Annotated in this window: 17 protein-coding genes; 16 read left to right on the top strand and 1 reads right to left on the bottom strand. The window is 66.4% G+C overall.

Annotated features, from left to right (window positions below; all coding sequences use genetic code 11):
* Positions 1 to 47: 47 nt before the first annotated feature.
* From AB3X98_RS28950 to AB3X98_RS28910, 9 genes are all read left to right on the top strand, one after another.
* A complete protein-coding gene (locus tag AB3X98_RS28950; protein ID WP_342947105.1) occupies positions 48 to 1100 on the top strand; it encodes a cyclase family protein in 1053 nt (350 codons plus the stop codon).
* A gap of 45 nt (positions 1101 to 1145) precedes the next feature.
* Positions 1146 to 1847 (top strand): SDR family oxidoreductase, encoded by a 702-nt coding sequence (locus AB3X98_RS28945; protein WP_069266123.1) that lies wholly within the window; start codon positions 1146 to 1148, stop codon positions 1845 to 1847.
* A gap of 2 nt (positions 1848 to 1849) precedes the next feature.
* Positions 1850 to 2830: a 3-hydroxyacyl-CoA dehydrogenase gene (locus AB3X98_RS28940; RefSeq protein WP_368603405.1), complete on the top strand. Its 981-nt coding sequence runs from the start codon at positions 1850 to 1852 to the stop codon at positions 2828 to 2830.
* 68 nt (positions 2831 to 2898) lie between these two features.
* A complete protein-coding gene (locus AB3X98_RS28935; protein ID WP_368603404.1) occupies positions 2899 to 4230 on the top strand; it encodes a short-chain fatty acid transporter in 1332 nt (443 codons plus the stop codon).
* Positions 4231 to 4286: 56 nt separating this feature from the next.
* A complete protein-coding gene (catC, locus tag AB3X98_RS28930; protein ID WP_069266126.1) occupies positions 4287 to 4571 on the top strand; it encodes a muconolactone Delta-isomerase in 285 nt (94 codons plus the stop codon).
* A gap of 12 nt (positions 4572 to 4583) precedes the next feature.
* A complete protein-coding gene (locus AB3X98_RS28925; protein WP_069266127.1) occupies positions 4584 to 4880 on the top strand; it encodes a YciI family protein in 297 nt (98 codons plus the stop codon).
* 251 nt (positions 4881 to 5131) lie between these two features.
* The gene (locus tag AB3X98_RS28920; protein WP_368603403.1) at positions 5132 to 5308 is read left to right on the top strand and encodes a DUF1328 family protein; all 177 of its coding nucleotides are present in this window, start codon (positions 5132 to 5134) and stop codon (positions 5306 to 5308) included.
* Between the two features lie 65 nt (positions 5309 to 5373).
* On the top strand, positions 5374 to 5532 hold the full coding sequence (locus AB3X98_RS28915) for a hypothetical protein (protein WP_342947101.1): 159 nt from the start codon (positions 5374 to 5376) through the stop codon (positions 5530 to 5532).
* A 191-nt stretch (positions 5533 to 5723) separates the two neighbouring features.
* Complete coding sequence (locus tag AB3X98_RS28910; RefSeq protein ID WP_368603402.1) at positions 5724 to 7403, top strand: purple acid phosphatase family protein; 1680 nt, start codon at positions 5724 to 5726, stop codon at positions 7401 to 7403.
* 36 nt (positions 7404 to 7439) lie between these two features.
* Here the strand turns inward: AB3X98_RS28910 and shc are convergent, their stop codons facing one another.
* Positions 7440 to 9476 carry a squalene--hopene cyclase gene (shc, locus tag AB3X98_RS28905; protein ID WP_368603401.1) on the bottom strand — a complete coding sequence of 679 codons (2037 nt, stop codon included), beginning with the start codon at positions 9474 to 9476 and terminating at the stop codon, positions 7440 to 7442.
* A gap of 63 nt (positions 9477 to 9539) precedes the next feature.
* On the opposite strand from shc, the gene AB3X98_RS28900 reads away from it, so the two are divergent.
* From AB3X98_RS28900 to AB3X98_RS28870, 7 genes are all read left to right on the top strand, one after another.
* Entirely contained in the window at positions 9540 to 10256 is a 717-nt protein-coding gene (locus AB3X98_RS28900) for a TetR/AcrR family transcriptional regulator (protein ID WP_069266187.1), read from the top strand.
* Between the two features lie 118 nt (positions 10257 to 10374).
* Complete coding sequence (locus AB3X98_RS28895) at positions 10375 to 11334, top strand: 4-hydroxyproline epimerase (RefSeq protein WP_368603502.1); 960 nt, start codon at positions 10375 to 10377, stop codon at positions 11332 to 11334.
* Positions 11334 to 12491, top strand: a complete 1158-nt coding sequence (locus tag AB3X98_RS28890) for an FAD-binding oxidoreductase (RefSeq protein ID WP_069266131.1) — start codon at positions 11334 to 11336, stop codon at positions 12489 to 12491. The genes AB3X98_RS28895 and AB3X98_RS28890 overlap by 1 nt, the downstream gene beginning before the upstream one ends.
* The gene (locus AB3X98_RS28885) at positions 12484 to 12759 is read left to right on the top strand and encodes a 2Fe-2S iron-sulfur cluster-binding protein (protein WP_342947098.1); all 276 of its coding nucleotides are present in this window, start codon (positions 12484 to 12486) and stop codon (positions 12757 to 12759) included. The genes AB3X98_RS28890 and AB3X98_RS28885 overlap by 8 nt, the downstream gene beginning before the upstream one ends.
* Complete coding sequence (locus tag AB3X98_RS28880) at positions 12756 to 14024, top strand: FAD-dependent oxidoreductase (RefSeq protein ID WP_368603400.1); 1269 nt, start codon at positions 12756 to 12758, stop codon at positions 14022 to 14024. Before AB3X98_RS28885 ends, AB3X98_RS28880 begins: the two co-directional genes overlap by 4 nt.
* An 89-nt stretch (positions 14025 to 14113) precedes the next feature.
* On the top strand, positions 14114 to 14896 hold the full coding sequence (locus tag AB3X98_RS28875) for a helix-turn-helix domain-containing protein (RefSeq protein WP_368603399.1): 783 nt from the start codon (positions 14114 to 14116) through the stop codon (positions 14894 to 14896).
* 179 nt (positions 14897 to 15075) lie between these two features.
* Complete coding sequence (locus AB3X98_RS28870) at positions 15076 to 15990, top strand: dihydrodipicolinate synthase family protein (RefSeq protein WP_218108666.1); 915 nt, start codon at positions 15076 to 15078, stop codon at positions 15988 to 15990.
* Position 15991: the final 1 nt, after the last annotated feature.

The raw sequence follows: 15991 nt of genomic DNA, 5'->3' as shown, positions 1-15991 counted from the left end.
CTGCAGCGATGCGCGAAGCGCGAAATTCCTGAAGTGGAGGGTCAAGCATGCGTTGGAAGAACCGGCCGCAAGGCTCGAACTGGGGCGACTTCGGTCCCGACGATCAATTGGGGCGCCCCAACCTCATCGGCGCCGAGCAGGTGATCAAGGGCGCGCAGGAAATTCGCGCGGGCCTCACGTTCACCCTTTCGCTGCCGCTCGACTTTCCCGGCGACAGCAAGCTCAACGTGCGCCGCCATCCGCCAGTGCTGCGCCCTACCTTCCGCGACGGCCTGCCCTACGTGAACTTCCCGTTCGCGCGGAACGTTGCGGGCGCGACCGACGTGGTGAGCGACGACCAGGTACTGCTCTCGCTTCAATACTCCACGCAGTGGGATTCGCTCGCGCACGTGGGCGCACGCTTCGACGCCAACGGCGACGGCGTAGCCGAAAGCGTCTACTACAACGGCTTTCGCGCGAACGTGGACGTGGTCGGCCCGATGGAATATCGCGCGGAAGACAACTTCGCGCCTCACGCGTGCGGGGGAGAGCATAGCCATGCCGATGTGCTCGGCATCGAGCATCTTGCCGTGAAGGGCATGCAAGGGCGCGGCGTGCTGATCGATTTCGCCGCGCATTTTGGCCGCGAGTTTCGCACCGTGGGCTACGACGACCTGATGCGCGTGATCGAGGCCGACGGCGTGGAAGTCGAGCGCGGCGACATGCTCGTGCTGCGCACCGGGTTTGCTGAGATGGTGCTCGAAATGAACCGCCAGCCCGACGAAGCCGTGTTGTCGAGCCACTGCAGCGCACTCGACGGGCGCGACGAGCGCCTGCTGCAATGGATCACCGATTCGGGCATCGCGGCGCTCGCTGCCGACAACTACGCAGTCGAACGCTACCCCGCGCGTGCGCCCGCCACACCCGGCGATCACCCGCTCATGCCGCTGCATCACCACTGTCTCTTCAAGCTCGGCCTGCCGCTGGGCGAGCTTTGGTATTTGCGCGATCTCGCCCTGTGGCTGCGCGAGCACCGGCGCTCGCGCTTCATGCTCACCGCGCCGCCGCTGCGGCTGCCTGGGGCCATGGGCTCGCCCGTCACGCCGGTCGCCACGGTTTGACGAACTGCTTCGCTATCCTCTGTTTTATCCGCATTCCCGAAAAACATGGCTAAAGAAAGAGTCCTGATTACCGGCGGCGCCGCCGGCATCGGCGCCGCGTGCGCCGCGCGCTGCGCGGCCGATGGCTACGAAGCCGTCGTGATCGACCGCGTGGGCGACGGCATCATCGCCGATCTCTCCGACACCGAGGCAACGGCAGCCGCACTCGCCCGCGCGCTGGAAGGCGGCCCGATCACGCGCCTCATCAACAACGTGGGCGTGGTCGTGCCCAATGACGCCGAGCACCAGTCGCTCGAAGAACTCGAACGCGCATGGGCCCTCAACGTGCGCTGCGCGCAGCAGTGCATGCAGGCGCTGTTGCCCGGCATGAAGGCGGCGCGCTTCGGGCGCATCGTCAACATGTCGTCGCGCGCCGCGCTCGGTAAAGAGCTGCGTACGGCCTATTCGGCCACCAAGGCCGCGTTGATCGGCATGACGCGCGTCTGGGCGCTCGAACTCGGCGCATTCGGCGTGACCGCGAACGCCATTGGGCCGGGCCCGATTCGCACCGAGCTGTTCGACCGCGCCAATCCGCCCGGCGCGCCGCGCACCGAGGCGATCATCAACGCCGTGCCGGTCAAACGTGTAGGTACCCCCGACGATGTCGCGCACGCCGCCTCGTATCTGCTCGACGCGCGCAGCGGTTTCGTGACCGGCCAGGTGCTCTACGTGTGCGGCGGCATGACCGTTGGCGTCGCGGGAGTCTGACGATGGCGGCCCTCGAAACGCCTGCACAACCATGCGAACCGCGCCGCGCCGGCATCGTCGGCGCGGGCAGCATCGGCGTGGCGTTCGCGATCTGCTTTGCGCGGGCCGGCTGGCGCGTGCGCCTCTACGATCCCGACGCGGCACGCCGCGCCGCCGCGCCTGAAGAGATTGCGCTGCGCCTCGACGCTCTCACGCAATACGCGCTGCTCGATGAAAGCGCACAGCAAATCGCCACACGCGTCGCGATCGTCGACACGCTCGAAGCCGCGGTGGCGCACGCCGATCTCGTGCAGGAATGCGCACCGGAGCGCGCCGAACTCAAGCGCGAAATCTTCGCGCAGCTCGACCGCGCCGCGCCGCCCGAAGCGATCCTCGCGAGCGCTTCGTCGTTTCTCGCGGCTTCGAAATTCGTCGACGCTACACTGCCGGGTCGCGCGCGCTGCCTCGTTGCCCATCCCGGCAACCCGCCCTACCTCGTACCCGTGATCGAGGTCGTGCCCGCACCGTTCACGTCCGAAGCGGCGACCACGCGCGCGATCGCGCTCTACGCCGAAGCGGGCATGAAGCCCGTGCGCGTAAAGCACGAAGTGGAAGGCTTCATCTTCAACCGCCTGCAAGGCGCCGTGCTGCGTGAAGCGTATTGCCTCGTGCGCGACGGCGTCGCGTCGGTGGAAGACATCGACACCGTGATGCGTGAAGGCCTCGGCCCGCGCTGGTCGGTGATCGGCCCGTTCGAGACCGTCGATCTGAACACGCGCGGCGGCATCGCCTCGCATGCGCAGAAGATGGGTCCCTCGTACGCGCGCATGGGCGCCGAGCGCGGCCAGCACGACCCGTGGACGCCCGAACTCGTCGCCGAGGTCGAGACGGCGAGACGCGCGGCATTGCCGCTCGATCAATGGGACGAGCGCGTGGGCTGGCGCGACCGCCAGCTCATGCATCTCGCCCGCCATCGCAAGACCCAAAGCCACGACGACTCATAAGCGCATCGAACACGCGCCGAGAGCCGAAGAGACCCGACAACTATTACATTTCAGATAGAGACACTTCCATGCAGAAAGTCACCGCTTTCTTTACCGAGCTGATGCGCCGGTATTTGCCCGATCCGTTCGTCTTCGCGATCGGCCTCACCCTGCTGACGATGGCCCTTGCCGTGATCGTGCAAGGACAAGCCGTCACGGCGCTCACCACGAGCTGGGGCAAGGGCTTCTGGGCGCTGCTCGCGTTCACCACGCAAATGGCGGTGATTCTCGCGATGGGCTACGTGCTCGCGACCGCGCCGCTCACCGACCGCTTTCTGAACCGCCTGGTGGCGCGCGTGAACGATCCGCGCATGGCGATCATCGTCGCGACGCTGGTGGGCGGCATCGGCAGCTATCTGAACTGGGGCTTCGGCCTCGTGGTAGGTGGGATCGTCGCGCGCAAGCTCGCGCTGCGCGTGAAAGGCGTGCACTACCCGCTCATCATCGCTTCGGCCTATAGCGGCTTTACGCTCTACGGCCTCGGGCTTTCCGCCAGCATTCCCGTGCTGATCTCCACGAAGGGGCATCCGCTCGAGGCGCAGATGGGCGTCATTCCGCTCTCCGAAACGATTTTCTCGACCACCATGCTCATCACGAGCCTCGTGACCCTCATCACGCTGCCGCTGCTGAACGCATGGCTGCACCCGAAGCCGGGTCAGCCGATCAAGGAAATCGACCGCGCCCAGGAAGAAAAGCAGCAGAAGGCCGCCGCGCTCGGCGTGGATCTCGACGAAGGCAACACGCTCGCCAACCGCCTGAACAACAGCCGTCTTCTGAGCTACGTGATCGGCCTGATCGGCATGGGCTATGTCGCGCTGCACTTCGTGCAGGGCGGCTCGATCGACCTGAACCTCATCAACTTCTTCATTCTGTTCCTCGGCATCCTGCTGCTCGGCACGCCGATCCGCTATGTGGAGAAGCTCAACGAAGGCATTCGCACGATCAGCGGCATCATTCTGCAGTACCCGTTCTACGCGGGCATCATGGCGATCATGGCGTCTTCGGGTCTGGTCAATACGTTTTCCGAAGCGTTCGTGAAGGTCGCGACGCCGGGCACGCTGCCGTTCTGGGGCTTGATCAGTTCGTTCGTGATCAACTTCTTCGCGCCTTCGGGCGGCGGCCACTGGGTCATTCAGGGACCGTTCATGATCGAAGCGGCGAAGACCATCGGCGCCTCCGTGGGCCATACCTCGACGGCTGTGATGCTCGGCAACGCATGGAACGACCTCGTGCAGCCGTTCTGGATCTTGCCCGCGCTTGCGCTTTCGAAGCTCAAGCTCAAGGACATCATGGGCTACACGGTCATCATGATGTTCTGGATCGGCATCGTGTATTCGGTTGCGATTCTCGCCTGGGGCTGATTGGCTCTCCCTTATAGGCGCCCCTTTCTGAACCCCATCCTCACCGGAGACTATTCATGCTGTTTCTTGTGCACATGCAGGTGCAGATTCCGCACGGCACCGACGCCGCCTTCGCCGACGCCCTGAAGGCCGAGGAAAAAGCGTTTTCGCAGAAGCTGCAACGAGAAGGCAAATGGCGCCACCTGTGGCGCGTGGCCGGCGAATATGCGAATTACAGCGTGTTCGATGTCGAATCGAACGACGAACTCCATACGCTGCTGACCGCGCTGCCGCTCTTCCCGTTCCTGAAGATCAGCGTGACGCCGCTCGCCCAGCATCCGTCGGCCATCGTGCCCAATTAAGAGGAACGCGCCATGCCTTTTCTCATCGAAACGTTCGACAAGCCCGGTCACGCCGAAGTGCGCGCACGCGAGCGCGATTCACATCTGGCGTTTCTCGCGCAAAACAAGGCGCTGTTGCTGGCCTGCGGCGCGAAGCTCAACGACGACGGGAGCAGCGCAGGCGGCGGCATCTATATCGTCGATCTCGAAACGCGCGAGGAAGCCGAGCGCTTCATCGCGCAGGATCCGTTCACGCATGTCGGGCTGTTCGAGAGCGTGAAGATCGTTCGCTGGCGCAAGGCCTATATTGACGGAACCTCCTACCTGTAAGCGCAACGCACCTGCAGTCCCGCGAACGTTAAGTTCGTTTTTCGACCTCGACGGCGCCGTGCTCCCCTGTACAGCGCCGTTTTGGCCCGGCGTGTGCCTCCGCACGCCGGGCCGTTTTTCATTCCCGCCCGGTTAGGCGCCTGGCTGCGTGCCCCGGTGCTGGGCACATCGATTGCTGAGCAGGTGCGCTGTCAGTCCATCAAGCAGCGCGGCCCATGTGGCGGCGCCTTCACGCGAGGAGGAAACCGATCATGCTAAAAATGGCCCTGTTCTTTGCCGTGATCGCCGTGATCGCGGCCCTGTTTGGCTTCACGGGTATTGCGGCCAGCGCGGCCGCGATTGCGAAGATCCTGTTCTTTATCTTTGTGGTGCTGTGCGTGGTATTCCTCGTGATCGCACTCGTGGTTACGAAGAAGATCGTCGATTGACCGAAGCGCGAACGACGCCCGGCGCGGGCGGCAGCTAGACGATCGGGCCGGCAAAGGTGGGGCTCGTGTTCACGCGCACGATGGTTGCCGAGCCCACGCAGACCGCCCGGGGTGGCTCGCTCAATGCGTTCGACGCCGACTACCTGAGGTTCAATAACTTCCCGAGCAATACGCAAGCAGTCGTCGCGGCAGGCATGCGCCTGAAGTTCCAAGCCCATGCTTAACGGCCAAGCGCGGGCCGCGCGATGCAAGCGCGGCCCGTCGTGCTGCGTAAAATAAGGGCAGTGTCATCGCCAGGTCATGCAAGCGCGCCATCGTTGCGCAGACACTCACCCTGCGATGCTTGCGCCCGCGCGCGTCAGTCATGCAAGTCCGCCAGCGCAGGCTTCGCCTTCTGCTCCCGAGGCGAGACGACATGACGAATAAAGACATCCCCGAGAATGCATCCACCGAAAGCGGCGCCAGTGTCTCGCGCCGCGGCTTCCTCAAGCTCGCCGGCGCTTCCGGCTTCGCGAGCGCGGCGAGCGCTTTCGCGGGCAGTGCGAAAGCCGACGCCGCCACAGCCGACGGCACGCCCGAGCAGATCCACCTCACCTGGGGCGAAGATCCGACACGCGAAGTCGTCGTTTCGTGGGCATCGCTCGCCTCCTCCACGAATCCGCGCGTGATCTACAGCGCCGATCGCGGCAAACACGAGACGGTGCACGCCATTCAACGCACCTATACCGACGGGCTCACCGGCGTCGTCGTCTTCACGTATCACGCGCGGCTGCGCGGGCTGGACCCGGCCACGACCTACCGCTACGAAGTCACCGCCGATAACGACAGCCACGCGAGCAGCCCGTTTTCGTCGAGCTTCACCACGGCGCCGCGCGGGCGCGTAAAGTTCCGCTTCACGAGCTACGGCGACCTCGCCACGCCGAACACGGGCTGGGTGCTGTCGTCGCCGCAAAGCCGCTTCGCCGTCGAGGCCGTGGAGCGCTTCCAGCCGCTCTTTCATCTGCTCAATGGCGACCTCTGCTATGCGAACCTGAATCCCGCGCACCAGACCGACGTGTGGCGCGACTTCGGCAACAACAATCAGACGTCGTCCGCGAATCGTCCTTGGATGCCGTGCCCCGGCAATCACGAGATCGAGTTCTACAACGGCCCGCAGGGTCTGAATTCGTATCTCACGCGCTATACACTGCCGCATAACGGCACGCAGTTTTCGGGCCGGTGGTACAGCTTCCGCGTGAGCAACGTGCTGTTCGTCTCGCTCGACGCCGACGACGTGGTCTACCAGGACGCCGCCGCGTTCGTGGCCGGCCCGTCGCCGCTCGTGCCCGCGGCGAGCACGGGCAACGCGCCGGTTCAGCCGGGCACGTCGTTCTACGTGCGCGGCTACAGCAACGGCGTGCAGACGCGCTGGCTCGAGCAAACCTTGAAGCAGGCAAGAGAGGACGACGATATCGACTGGATCGTGGTGCAGATGCACCAGGACGCGCTCAGCTCGTCGAAGACGGGCAACGGCTCGGACAAGGGCATACGCGAAGCGTGGCTGCCCCTCTTCGACCGCTATGGCGTGGATCTCGTGGTGTGCGGCCACGATCACGACTACGAGCGCAGCTACCCGGTGCGCGGCTGCAATCATCACGCGGGCGTCGATGCGAAGACCGGCGCGAGCGTCGACACGCTTCAGCCGCGCCCCGTCACGCACGCTCAGGGCACGGGCAACACCTTCGACACGAGCCACGGCACGATCCACCTGATCCTGGGCGGCGGCGGCACGAGCGCGCCGCTCGACGTGTATGGCGTGGATGCCGGCAACGGCAATCCGCAGGCGCAGGTGTTCACGAAGCCCAATCACCCGGTGGCGGGCACGACCGCGGGCACCTTCGCGCGCCCCACGGCGGATGCGCTCGAAGACGCGATCTGGTCGGCGCAGCGCGATACGGGCACGGGCTATGGCATTGCGGTGTTCGACGTCGATCCCGGCGCGCACGGCGGCAAGACGACGATCACGATGAACTACTATCACGCGCCGGGTGCGGATCAAACGCCGACCGGCAATTATGAGTTGTTCGAAACGGTTACGCTGGCGAAGTCACGCTAAGCGAATCACGCGGGGCGCTTGCGCCCCGCTTCGAATTCAAACCGCGAGCGCGGCTTCTTCCACTTCCCGCACCGCGACCGCACCGGCAGCCAGCCGCCGGTAGCGCGACAGCGCCCACAGGGGGAAATAGGCCGTGTACCCGTGATACTTGAGGTAGTAAATGCGCGGGAACCCCGGCGCATTGTGCGAACGGTGCCACCAGAATCCATCTTCCTGTTGCACGGATAGCAGATACGCCACGCCGCGCCGCACCGATTCGGATTCCCAGTCACCGAACGCCATTTGCGCGAGCAGCGCCCACGCGGTGAAGTTCGACGCGCTTTCGCCGCCATTGGTGCCGGCAAGGCGCGGGTCGATATAGCTGTCGTTGGTTTCGCCCCAGCCGCCATCGGCGTGCTGGCGGGCGCGCAGCCACGCCAGCGCGCGTGCGATGTACGGCTGCTTCGGGTCCTCGCCCGCGAGCGCGAGACCCGCCAGCACGCTCCACGTGCCGTAGATGTAGTTGGTGCCCCAGCGGCCCCACCAGCTGCCGTCGGCTTGCTGCGTGGCCTTCACGTACTCGATGGCGCGCGCGAGCGCCGCCTTGTCCTCCTCGCGGCCCGTCACGCCGAAGCACAGCAGCACGCGGCCCGATACGTCTTCGGTAGGCGGGTCGAGCAAGGCGCCGTGATCCGCGAAGGGGATCGCGTTCAGATAGAGGCGGTCGCAATCGGCGTCGAAGGCCCCGAAGCCGCCGTTGCGCGATTGCAGGCCGCGCATCCAGTCGAGCGCGCGCGCGACGCGTACCGCATACGGGTCGGTGCCCGTTTTGCGCGCCTGCCCAAGGCCCCGACGATGGAGCATCGCAGCGACCACGGCGGTATCGTCGATGTCGGGATAGTACGGGTTCTCGTACTGAAAGGCCCAGCCGCCAACCGGCGTGTCGGGCTGCGCGTTCTCGATCCAGTCGCCGCGCACGTCGTCCACCTGACGCTCGGCGAGCCAGTCGTACGCGCGCGCAATGCACCGCTGCAGTTCCTGGTCGCTGATCGCGGCCGACGCCGGATCGGCGGGCACGACTGTGCACGCCTGTTCGAGCGCCATCGTGCTCCAGGCCGTGTCCCACACCGGCGAGAGACATGGCTGGCAATACACGCTGCCGTCCGGGCGCTCGACGAGCAGCTTTTCCAGCGCGTTCTCGCAATCGCGGCGCAACGGATGATCCTCCGGATACCCAAGCACCTGCATCATCTGGTAGCTGTAGACGATGGGCGGAAAGATGCCGCCCATGCCGTCCTCGCCGTTCATGCGCTCGGCGCACCAGGCCTCGGCATATTTCATGGCGCGCTGGCGCAGCGCGCGCGGCAGCAGCGGCTCGATATGGCGCAGCGCCCGGTCAGCCGCGAGAAAGAACCGGCGGATGCCCTTGCCGCGCGCAAAGTATTCGCGCTCCTTCTCGGGCGGGGTGACGAACAGTTCGGCGATCGATACGTCATGCGGATTGGCCGCGCGCGCCTTCAGCGAACAGAGCGCGAGCAGCGGCACCATGGTCGTGCGCGCCCAGTAGGCGACCTTGTACATCGAAATGGGCACCCACTTCGGGAACAGCACGAATTCGATCGGCATGAACGGCGTGGCGCGCCACGGCACCTGACCGAAGGTGGCGAGCAGAATGCGCGTGAACACGTTGGACTTTGCCGCGCCGCCGAGCTTCAGAATGGTCTCCCGCGCGCGCACCATGTGCGGCGCGTTCGCCGAATCCCCTGCCGCCTTCAGCGCGAAGTACGCCTTCACGCTGCACGAGACATCGGGCGCGCCATCCACGTAGAGATCCCATGCGCCGTGCGTTTGCAAACGCTGGATCGCGCGTAGATAGCGCGCCATCTTCTCCTGACGCACCGTGTCGATCTTGCCCATGAAATGCATCATGAGGATGTATTCGGCGGTGATCGTGGCGTCCGATTCGAGCTCGAAGCACCAGCTTCCATCGGCGTCCTGCTCTCGCACGAGCGCGTCGCGGCCGCGAACGATCGAGGCGTCGAGCGCCGCCATGGCGGCTGCAGAGGCGGTAAAAGGCGGGTTGGAATTATTCATCGGCGGATCATACCATCCGTACGGAATGTTTAGCAGCAGCGCCTGAATGGTATGATCGCCGCCATGAAAGACTCCTCCGTCAAGGCGCCCGCGCGCGCGACAAGGCGCAGCGCGAAGGCGGCTGACGCAGCGGCCCCCTCGGCTCCGCCGGCCTCCCCGGCCCCGAAACCCCGTTCCCCACGCAAGGACGCGGCGCCTGCCGCCGGCACGCGCCGCAAGAAAGCCCCGGCTCAGGTGCGCGCGCAGTTGCTGCAAGCGGCTTCCGATATCGCCACCGATCAAGGCGTGCCCGCCGTCACGCTCGACGCCGTGGCCGAACGCGCGGGCGTGACCAAAGGCGCGCTGCAGTATCACTTCGCCAACAAGCAGGGCTTGCTCGATGCCCTCTTCGAGCAGACGCTAACGCGCTTCGAGCAGCAGATGCACACGCGCATCGACGAAGGCGTGGCGCAAGGCACGCCGAAACACGGCGCCGCCGCGCGCGCCTACCTGCACACCACGATCGACGAAACGAGCCCTGCCGCCAGCACCAACGTGCTGCGCGTGCTGGTGGCCGCGATGATGACCGATCCCGCGATTCGCGAGCGCTACGCCGCGCCCATGCGCAAGTGGACGCGCCCCGACCCGCTGCCGCTCGAAGCCGCCGCCCGCCTCATGATCTGCCGGCTCGCGGCGGACGGCCTGTGGATCTCCGACCTGCTCGGCTACCAGAACATGCCGCCGCGCCTGCGCGCCGAAGTGGTGCGCCAGCTGGAGCAGCTGGCGCTCGTGAAAGCCTGACGAAAGCACGCGCAAGGGTTCCGCCTCACCGCCGCGCATTCACGCCCGGCGCACTATGCCGAAATCGTCACCGCGCATGGGTCGTTCGAGCAAGACGGCCAAAATGGCGCGACCTACGATTGTCGGCATGAAAGCCCTGACCGTTATCGACTCCCACACGGGCGGCGAGCCCACGCGCCTCGTGATCGACGGCGGCCCCGAGTTGGGCCGCGGCCCGCTCGCCGAACGCCTCGCCGTATTCCGTCGCGACTTCGACCGCGTGCGCGCAGGCGTCGTCAACGAGCCGCGTGGCTCGGACGTGATGGTCGGCGCGCTGCTTTGCGAGCCGCATGATCCGTCCTGCTCTGCCGGCGTAATCTTCTTCAACAACGTCGGTTTTCTCGGCATGTGCGGCCACGGCACCATCGGCCTCATCGCGTCGCTCGCGCATCTCGGGCGCATCGCGCCAGGCGTGCATCGCATCGAAACGCCGGTCGGCAACGTCGAAGCCGAACTGAACGCCGACGGCAGCGTCACCGTGCGCAACGTGCCCGCGTATCGCTACCGCCAGGCCGTGCCGCTCGACGTGCCCGGCTACGGCCGCGTGCACGGCGACATCGCGTGGGGCGGCAACTGGTTCTTCCTCGTCGCCGATCACAACCTGTCGCTCGAAGCGGGCAACGTCGAAGCGCTCACCGAAGCCACGTGGGCCATGCGCCAGGCGCTCGAAGCGAACGGCGTGACCGGCACGGACGGCGCGCTGATCGACCATATCGAACTGTTCGCGCACTCGGACGTCGAGGGCATCGACAGCCGCAATTTCGTGCTGTGTCCCGGCAAGGCTTACGACCGTTCGCCGTGCGGCACCGGTACGAGCGCGAAAGTCGCGTGCCTCGCAGCGGACGGCACGCTCGCGCCCGGCGCGCGGTGGCGCCAGGAAAGCATCATCGGCAGCGTGTTCGAAGCCTGCTATGAAATCACGCCCGACCTTCCCGCAGGCCATGTGCGCCCGAGCATACGCGGCAGCGCGCATATTAGCGCGGAGTCCAAACTGATTTTCTCCGACGACGATCCGTTCGCGTGGGGCATTCCCGCGTGATGCAAGGTTCGAGCCGTCGACACGATGTCGTCGTGATCGGCGCGGGCATCGTGGGCGCGGCTTGCGCGCATGAACTCGCGGCGCAGGGCCTGAACGTGCTCGTCATCGAGCGCGCCGGCATAGGCGGCGGCGTGACGGCCGCGGGCATGGGCCACCTCGTCGTGATGGACGACACCCCCGCCGAATTCGCGCTGAGCGCTTGGTCGCTGGCGCTGTGGCACGCGCTGGCGCCGCGTCTCGACGAGCGCCACGCGTTCCTGCGCTGCGGCACGCTCTGGGTCGCCGCCGACGAAGAAGAACTGGCGCTCGCGCAGACGCGTCAGCAGGCGTTGCAACACCAGGGCGTGGCGTGTTCGATGCTCGACGCGCGCCAGTTGCGCAAAGCGGAACCGGGGCTGCGCAAGGGCCTCGTGGGCGGCATGATCGTCGACAACGACGCCGTGGTTTACGCGCCTGCCGTAGCCGCATGGCTGCTCGAGCAGCCCGTTAGCGGCCGCTTGACCTGCCGCACGCAGACGCAGGTCGTGCGTATCGACCGCGTGGGCGTACACCTCTCCGATGGCGAGGTCGTCGGCGCGGGCGCGGTATTGATCGCGAACGGCCTGGCGGCGCTCGAGTTGCTACCGCGCCTGCCGCTCCAGGCGAAGAAGGGACACCTGCTCATTACCGACCGCTATCCCGGCGCGATTCGTCATCAGATTCTCGAACTCGGCTACATCAAAAGCGCGCACAACGCGAGCGGCACCTCGGTGGCGTTCAACGTGCAGCCGCGGCCGACCGGTCAATTGCTGATCGGCTCGTCGCGCCAGTTCGACAGCACGGACCCCGCCGTCGAGCCGGCGATTCTCGCGCGCATGCTGCGCCGCGCCGCCGACTATCTGCCGCAACTGCCCGCGCTCAACGCGATCCGCGCATGGACGGGCTTTCGCCCGGCATCGAGCGACGGCATGCCGCTGATCGGCCCCGCGGCGGCGTTCGCCGATGACGACAGCCATCCGTCGACGTGGCTCGCCACCGGGCACGAGGGCCTCGGCGTCACCACGGCGCTCGGCACCGCGAAGCTGATTGCCGCGCAGATGCTCGGACGCGCCGCCGAGATCGACGCGACGCCGTATCTGCCCGCGCGCTTCGCTGACCAGGGGGCCGTGCATGCCTGAAGCCAATACGACCTTGACGATCGACGGTCGCAACGTGGGCGTCGCGCCGGGCAGCTCGGTCGCAGCCGCCATCGCCATTGCCGCGCATGCAGAACACGCAGCGCCCGTCACGCGGTGCTCGGTGAGCGGCGCGCTGCGCGGGCCGTTGTGCGGAATGGGCGTCTGCCAGGAATGCCGCGTCACCATCGACGGCGTGCCGCATCGGCTTGCCTGCCAGACGGTTTGCGTCGCGGGCATGAACGTCGTCACCGGGAATGCGGCACCATGAAGTTCGATATCCTGATCATTGGCGCCGGTCCGGCCGGATTGAACGCCGCGCGCATCGCCGCACAGGCGGGCGCAAGCGTTGCCATCGTCGACGACAATGCGCTGCCCGGCGGCCAGATCTGGCGTCAGGGTCCCGGGCATCGCGCCGCCGGTCCCGCACGCGCCGTACTAGACGCCCTCGCGGCCCGCACCAACGTCACGCTGCTGGGCGCCACCCGCATCGTGCAGGCGCTGCCCGGGCGGCAACTGCTCGCGGAGAGCCCCGACCGTGCGCTCGCGCTCGCTTACGGCAAGCTCATCGTCGCCTCGGGCGCGCGCGAACGCTTCCTGCCTTATCCCGGCTGGACCTTGCCGGGCGTCACGGGCGCGGGCGGCTTGCAGGCGCTCATCAAGGGCGGGATGCCCGTGCGCGGCGAACGCATCGTCATCGCGGGGAGCGGGCCGTTGCTCTGGGCCGCCGCGGTCACCGCGCGCCAGCATGGCGCAACGATCGCCGCCGTCGTCGAGCAGGCGCCGCCCCAGGCGGTGCGCCGCTTCGCGGCAGGCCTCGTCCATACGCCCGCGAAGCTCGCCCAGGCGCTGCGCATGCGCTTCGATCTGCGCGCGACGCCCTACTGGTGCGATGCGTACGTTGCCGAAGCCATCGGCACGACGCGCGTGACGCAGGCGCGCGTGCGGCGCGGCAACGACGACGTGCTGGTCGATTGCGACCGGATCGCATGCGCTTATGGCCTCGTGCCGAATACGGGCATCGGCGCGGCGCTGGGTTGCCGCCTCGAAACCCATGCGGGTTCTCCCGCCATCGCCGTGAACGAATGGCAGCAGACCTCAGCCGAAGCCGTTTACGCGGCCGGCGAATGCACAGGCGTGGGCGGCATGGAACTCGCGGCGGTGGAAGGACGCATCGCCGCGTATGCTGCGCTCGGCGACCACGCGAACGCCCGGCACCTGTTCGCCGAACGCGAGCGTTACCGCCGTTTCGCCACGCGCCTGCACGCGGCGTTCGAACTCGCCCCCGCGTTGCGGGCGCTGCCGCAGCCCGACACTGTGTTTTGCCGTTGCGAAGACGTCGCGTATGGCGACGTCGCGCGCCATACGTCGTGGCGCGACGCCAAGCTGCAGACGCGCTGCGGCATGGGTCCCTGTCAGGGCAAGATTTGCGGCGAGGCGGCGGCGTTCTGTTTCGGCTGGCCGCAAAATGGCCAGCGCCCTCCGTTCTCGCCCGCGCGCATCGACACCTTGCTGCAGGTAGAAGCGGCGCAATAGCGCCACACCCGCTTTTTGTTGCAGATGCGCGCGCGTGCGCAAATCGGCACAATGGTATTTTCCGCCGATACCGCCCCAAGCGCCTCGCGATGTCCGAACCGGTCCTGCCCGCCGCCCTCGAAAACGCCACGTTTGCGCAGATGATCGCGCATTTCACCATGCTCGAACCGCTGTTCGACGCCATGCCCGACGTGGTGTTCTTCGTGAAGGATCACGAGGCGCGCTACGTGATCGCCAACACCACGCTCGCCGCGCGCTGCGGTTTCAAGGAGAAACGCGCGCTGCTCGGCAAGACGGCCGAGCAGGTCTTTCCCTCGCGCTTCGGCCACAGCTATACCGCCCAGGACCGGGCCGTGGTGCGGCTCGACAGCAGTCTCATCGACCAGCTCGAACTGCATCTGTATCCGGGCCGGCAGCCGGGCTGGTGTCTCACCTCGAAAGTCCCGCTGCACGACGCGCGCGGCCGCGTGCTGGGCGTGGCGGGCATTTCGCGCGACCTGCAGGCCGCCGAAGGCACGCATCCCGCTTACCAGCGGCTCGCGGTCGCCGCGAAGTACATCCAGGACAACTATGCGCAACCGCTCAAGCTCGCGCACCTGGCGAAGCTCATCAACATGTCGGTGGCGCAGATCGAGCGTTACTTCCACAAGATCTTTCACCTCACGCCCCGCCAGATGCTGCTGAAAACGCGTCTGGATGCGGCCTCGGTGCTGCTCGCGAGCGAGCTGAGCATCACCGACATCGCCACGCAGTGCGGTTATAACGATCACAGCGCGTTCACGCGGCAATTCAAGGCCACGGTGGGTGTCACGCCCAGCCAGTACCGCGCGCTGCTGCAAACGCCCGAAAGCGCGCAGGCGTCCGGCGCCTAAGCCTCGCGCCAGCTTGCCCAGGGTTGTCCCTGGGCCGCTGAAGCAAGCGGCGGACTATGCAGATTTCGTCTTTTTGAGGCGCGAAAGGCCTCAAGCGTCAAACGATCTGGACAGCGATACTTCACTCATATTCAACAGGTACCGGCGCGAGCCGCTACGCATTCAAGGAGTGAGTCACAGTGAGCGCTATCCAGTGGAGCGGGGTGTTTCCCGCCGTCAGCACGCAGTTCAAGGCGGACTTCTCGGTCGATATCGACGCCACGCACCGGGTGGTGAGCAATCTCGTCAAGGACGGCGTGTCGGGCCTCGTGGTGTGCGGCACCGTCGGCGAGAACACCTCGCTCGCGACGAGCGAAAAGATTGCGGTGATCGAGGCCGCGCGCGACGCGGCAGGCGGCAAGGTGCCGGTAATCGCGGGCATTGCCGAATTCACCACCGAGTTCGCGCGTCAAACCGTGAAGGAAGCGGCGAGCGTCGGCGTGGACGGCGTGATGGTCATGCCGGCGCTCGTGTATTCCTCGAAGCCGCACGAAACGGCCGCGCATTTCCGCGCCGTGGCGTCGAGCACCGACGTGCCGGTGATGGTCTACAACAATCCGCCGATCTACAAGAACGACGTCACACCCGACATCCTGATCGCTCTTCAGGATTGCGAAAATATCGTCTGCTTCAAGGATTCGTCGGGCGATACGCGCCGCTTCATCGATCTGCGCAACGCCGTGGGCGATCGCTTCGTGCTGTTCGCGGGCCTCGACGACGTAGTGGTCGAGAGCGTGGCCGTGGGCGCGCAAGGCTGGGTCTCGGGCATGTCGAACGTGTTCCCGAAGGAAGGCGAAACGCTGTTCCGCCTCGCGAAGCAAAAGCGCTTTGACGAAGCGCTCGCGCTCTACCACTGGTTCATGCCGCTGCTGCACCTCGACGCGCGTCCCGACCTCGTGCAATGCATCAAGCTGTGCGAGGAACTGGTGGGTCGCGGCAGCGCCGTCACGCGCCCGCCGCGCCTGCCGCTCGAAGGCGAAGCGCTCGCGCATGTGAAGGCCGTGGTCGAGAAGGCGCTCGCCACGCGCCCCGCCCTGCCGGACGTCGGTCTGTAAG

It is taken from the genome of Paraburkholderia sp. BR14312, assembly GCF_040948675.1.
Lineage (GTDB): Bacteria > Pseudomonadota > Gammaproteobacteria > Burkholderiales > Burkholderiaceae > Paraburkholderia > Paraburkholderia nodosa_A.
The sequence above is the reverse complement of the archived record's forward strand: the minus strand, read 5'-3'. Positions and strand labels throughout refer to the sequence as shown.

Coding starts and splice junctions, on each gene's coding strand:
- AB3X98_RS28885 (WP_342947098.1), top strand. CDS start 12,484: ATGCCTGAAGCCAATACGACCTTGACGATCGACGGTCGCAACGTGGGC.
- shc (WP_368603401.1), bottom strand. CDS start 9,476: ATGAATAATTCCAACCCGCCTTTTACCGCCTCTGCAGCCGCCATGGCG.
- AB3X98_RS28910 (WP_368603402.1), top strand. CDS start 5,724: ATGACGAATAAAGACATCCCCGAGAATGCATCCACCGAAAGCGGCGCC.
- AB3X98_RS28890 (WP_069266131.1), top strand. CDS start 11,334: ATGCAAGGTTCGAGCCGTCGACACGATGTCGTCGTGATCGGCGCGGGC.
- catC (WP_069266126.1), top strand. CDS start 4,287: ATGCTGTTTCTTGTGCACATGCAGGTGCAGATTCCGCACGGCACCGAC.
- AB3X98_RS28925 (WP_069266127.1), top strand. CDS start 4,584: ATGCCTTTTCTCATCGAAACGTTCGACAAGCCCGGTCACGCCGAAGTG.
- AB3X98_RS28945 (WP_069266123.1), top strand. CDS start 1,146: ATGGCTAAAGAAAGAGTCCTGATTACCGGCGGCGCCGCCGGCATCGGC.
- AB3X98_RS28940 (WP_368603405.1), top strand. CDS start 1,850: ATGGCGGCCCTCGAAACGCCTGCACAACCATGCGAACCGCGCCGCGCC.
- AB3X98_RS28920 (WP_368603403.1), top strand. CDS start 5,132: ATGCTAAAAATGGCCCTGTTCTTTGCCGTGATCGCCGTGATCGCGGCC.
- AB3X98_RS28875 (WP_368603399.1), top strand. CDS start 14,114: ATGTCCGAACCGGTCCTGCCCGCCGCCCTCGAAAACGCCACGTTTGCG.
- AB3X98_RS28880 (WP_368603400.1), top strand. CDS start 12,756: ATGAAGTTCGATATCCTGATCATTGGCGCCGGTCCGGCCGGATTGAAC.
- AB3X98_RS28935 (WP_368603404.1), top strand. CDS start 2,899: ATGCAGAAAGTCACCGCTTTCTTTACCGAGCTGATGCGCCGGTATTTG.
- AB3X98_RS28900 (WP_069266187.1), top strand. CDS start 9,540: ATGAAAGACTCCTCCGTCAAGGCGCCCGCGCGCGCGACAAGGCGCAGC.
- AB3X98_RS28950 (WP_342947105.1), top strand. CDS start 48: ATGCGTTGGAAGAACCGGCCGCAAGGCTCGAACTGGGGCGACTTCGGT.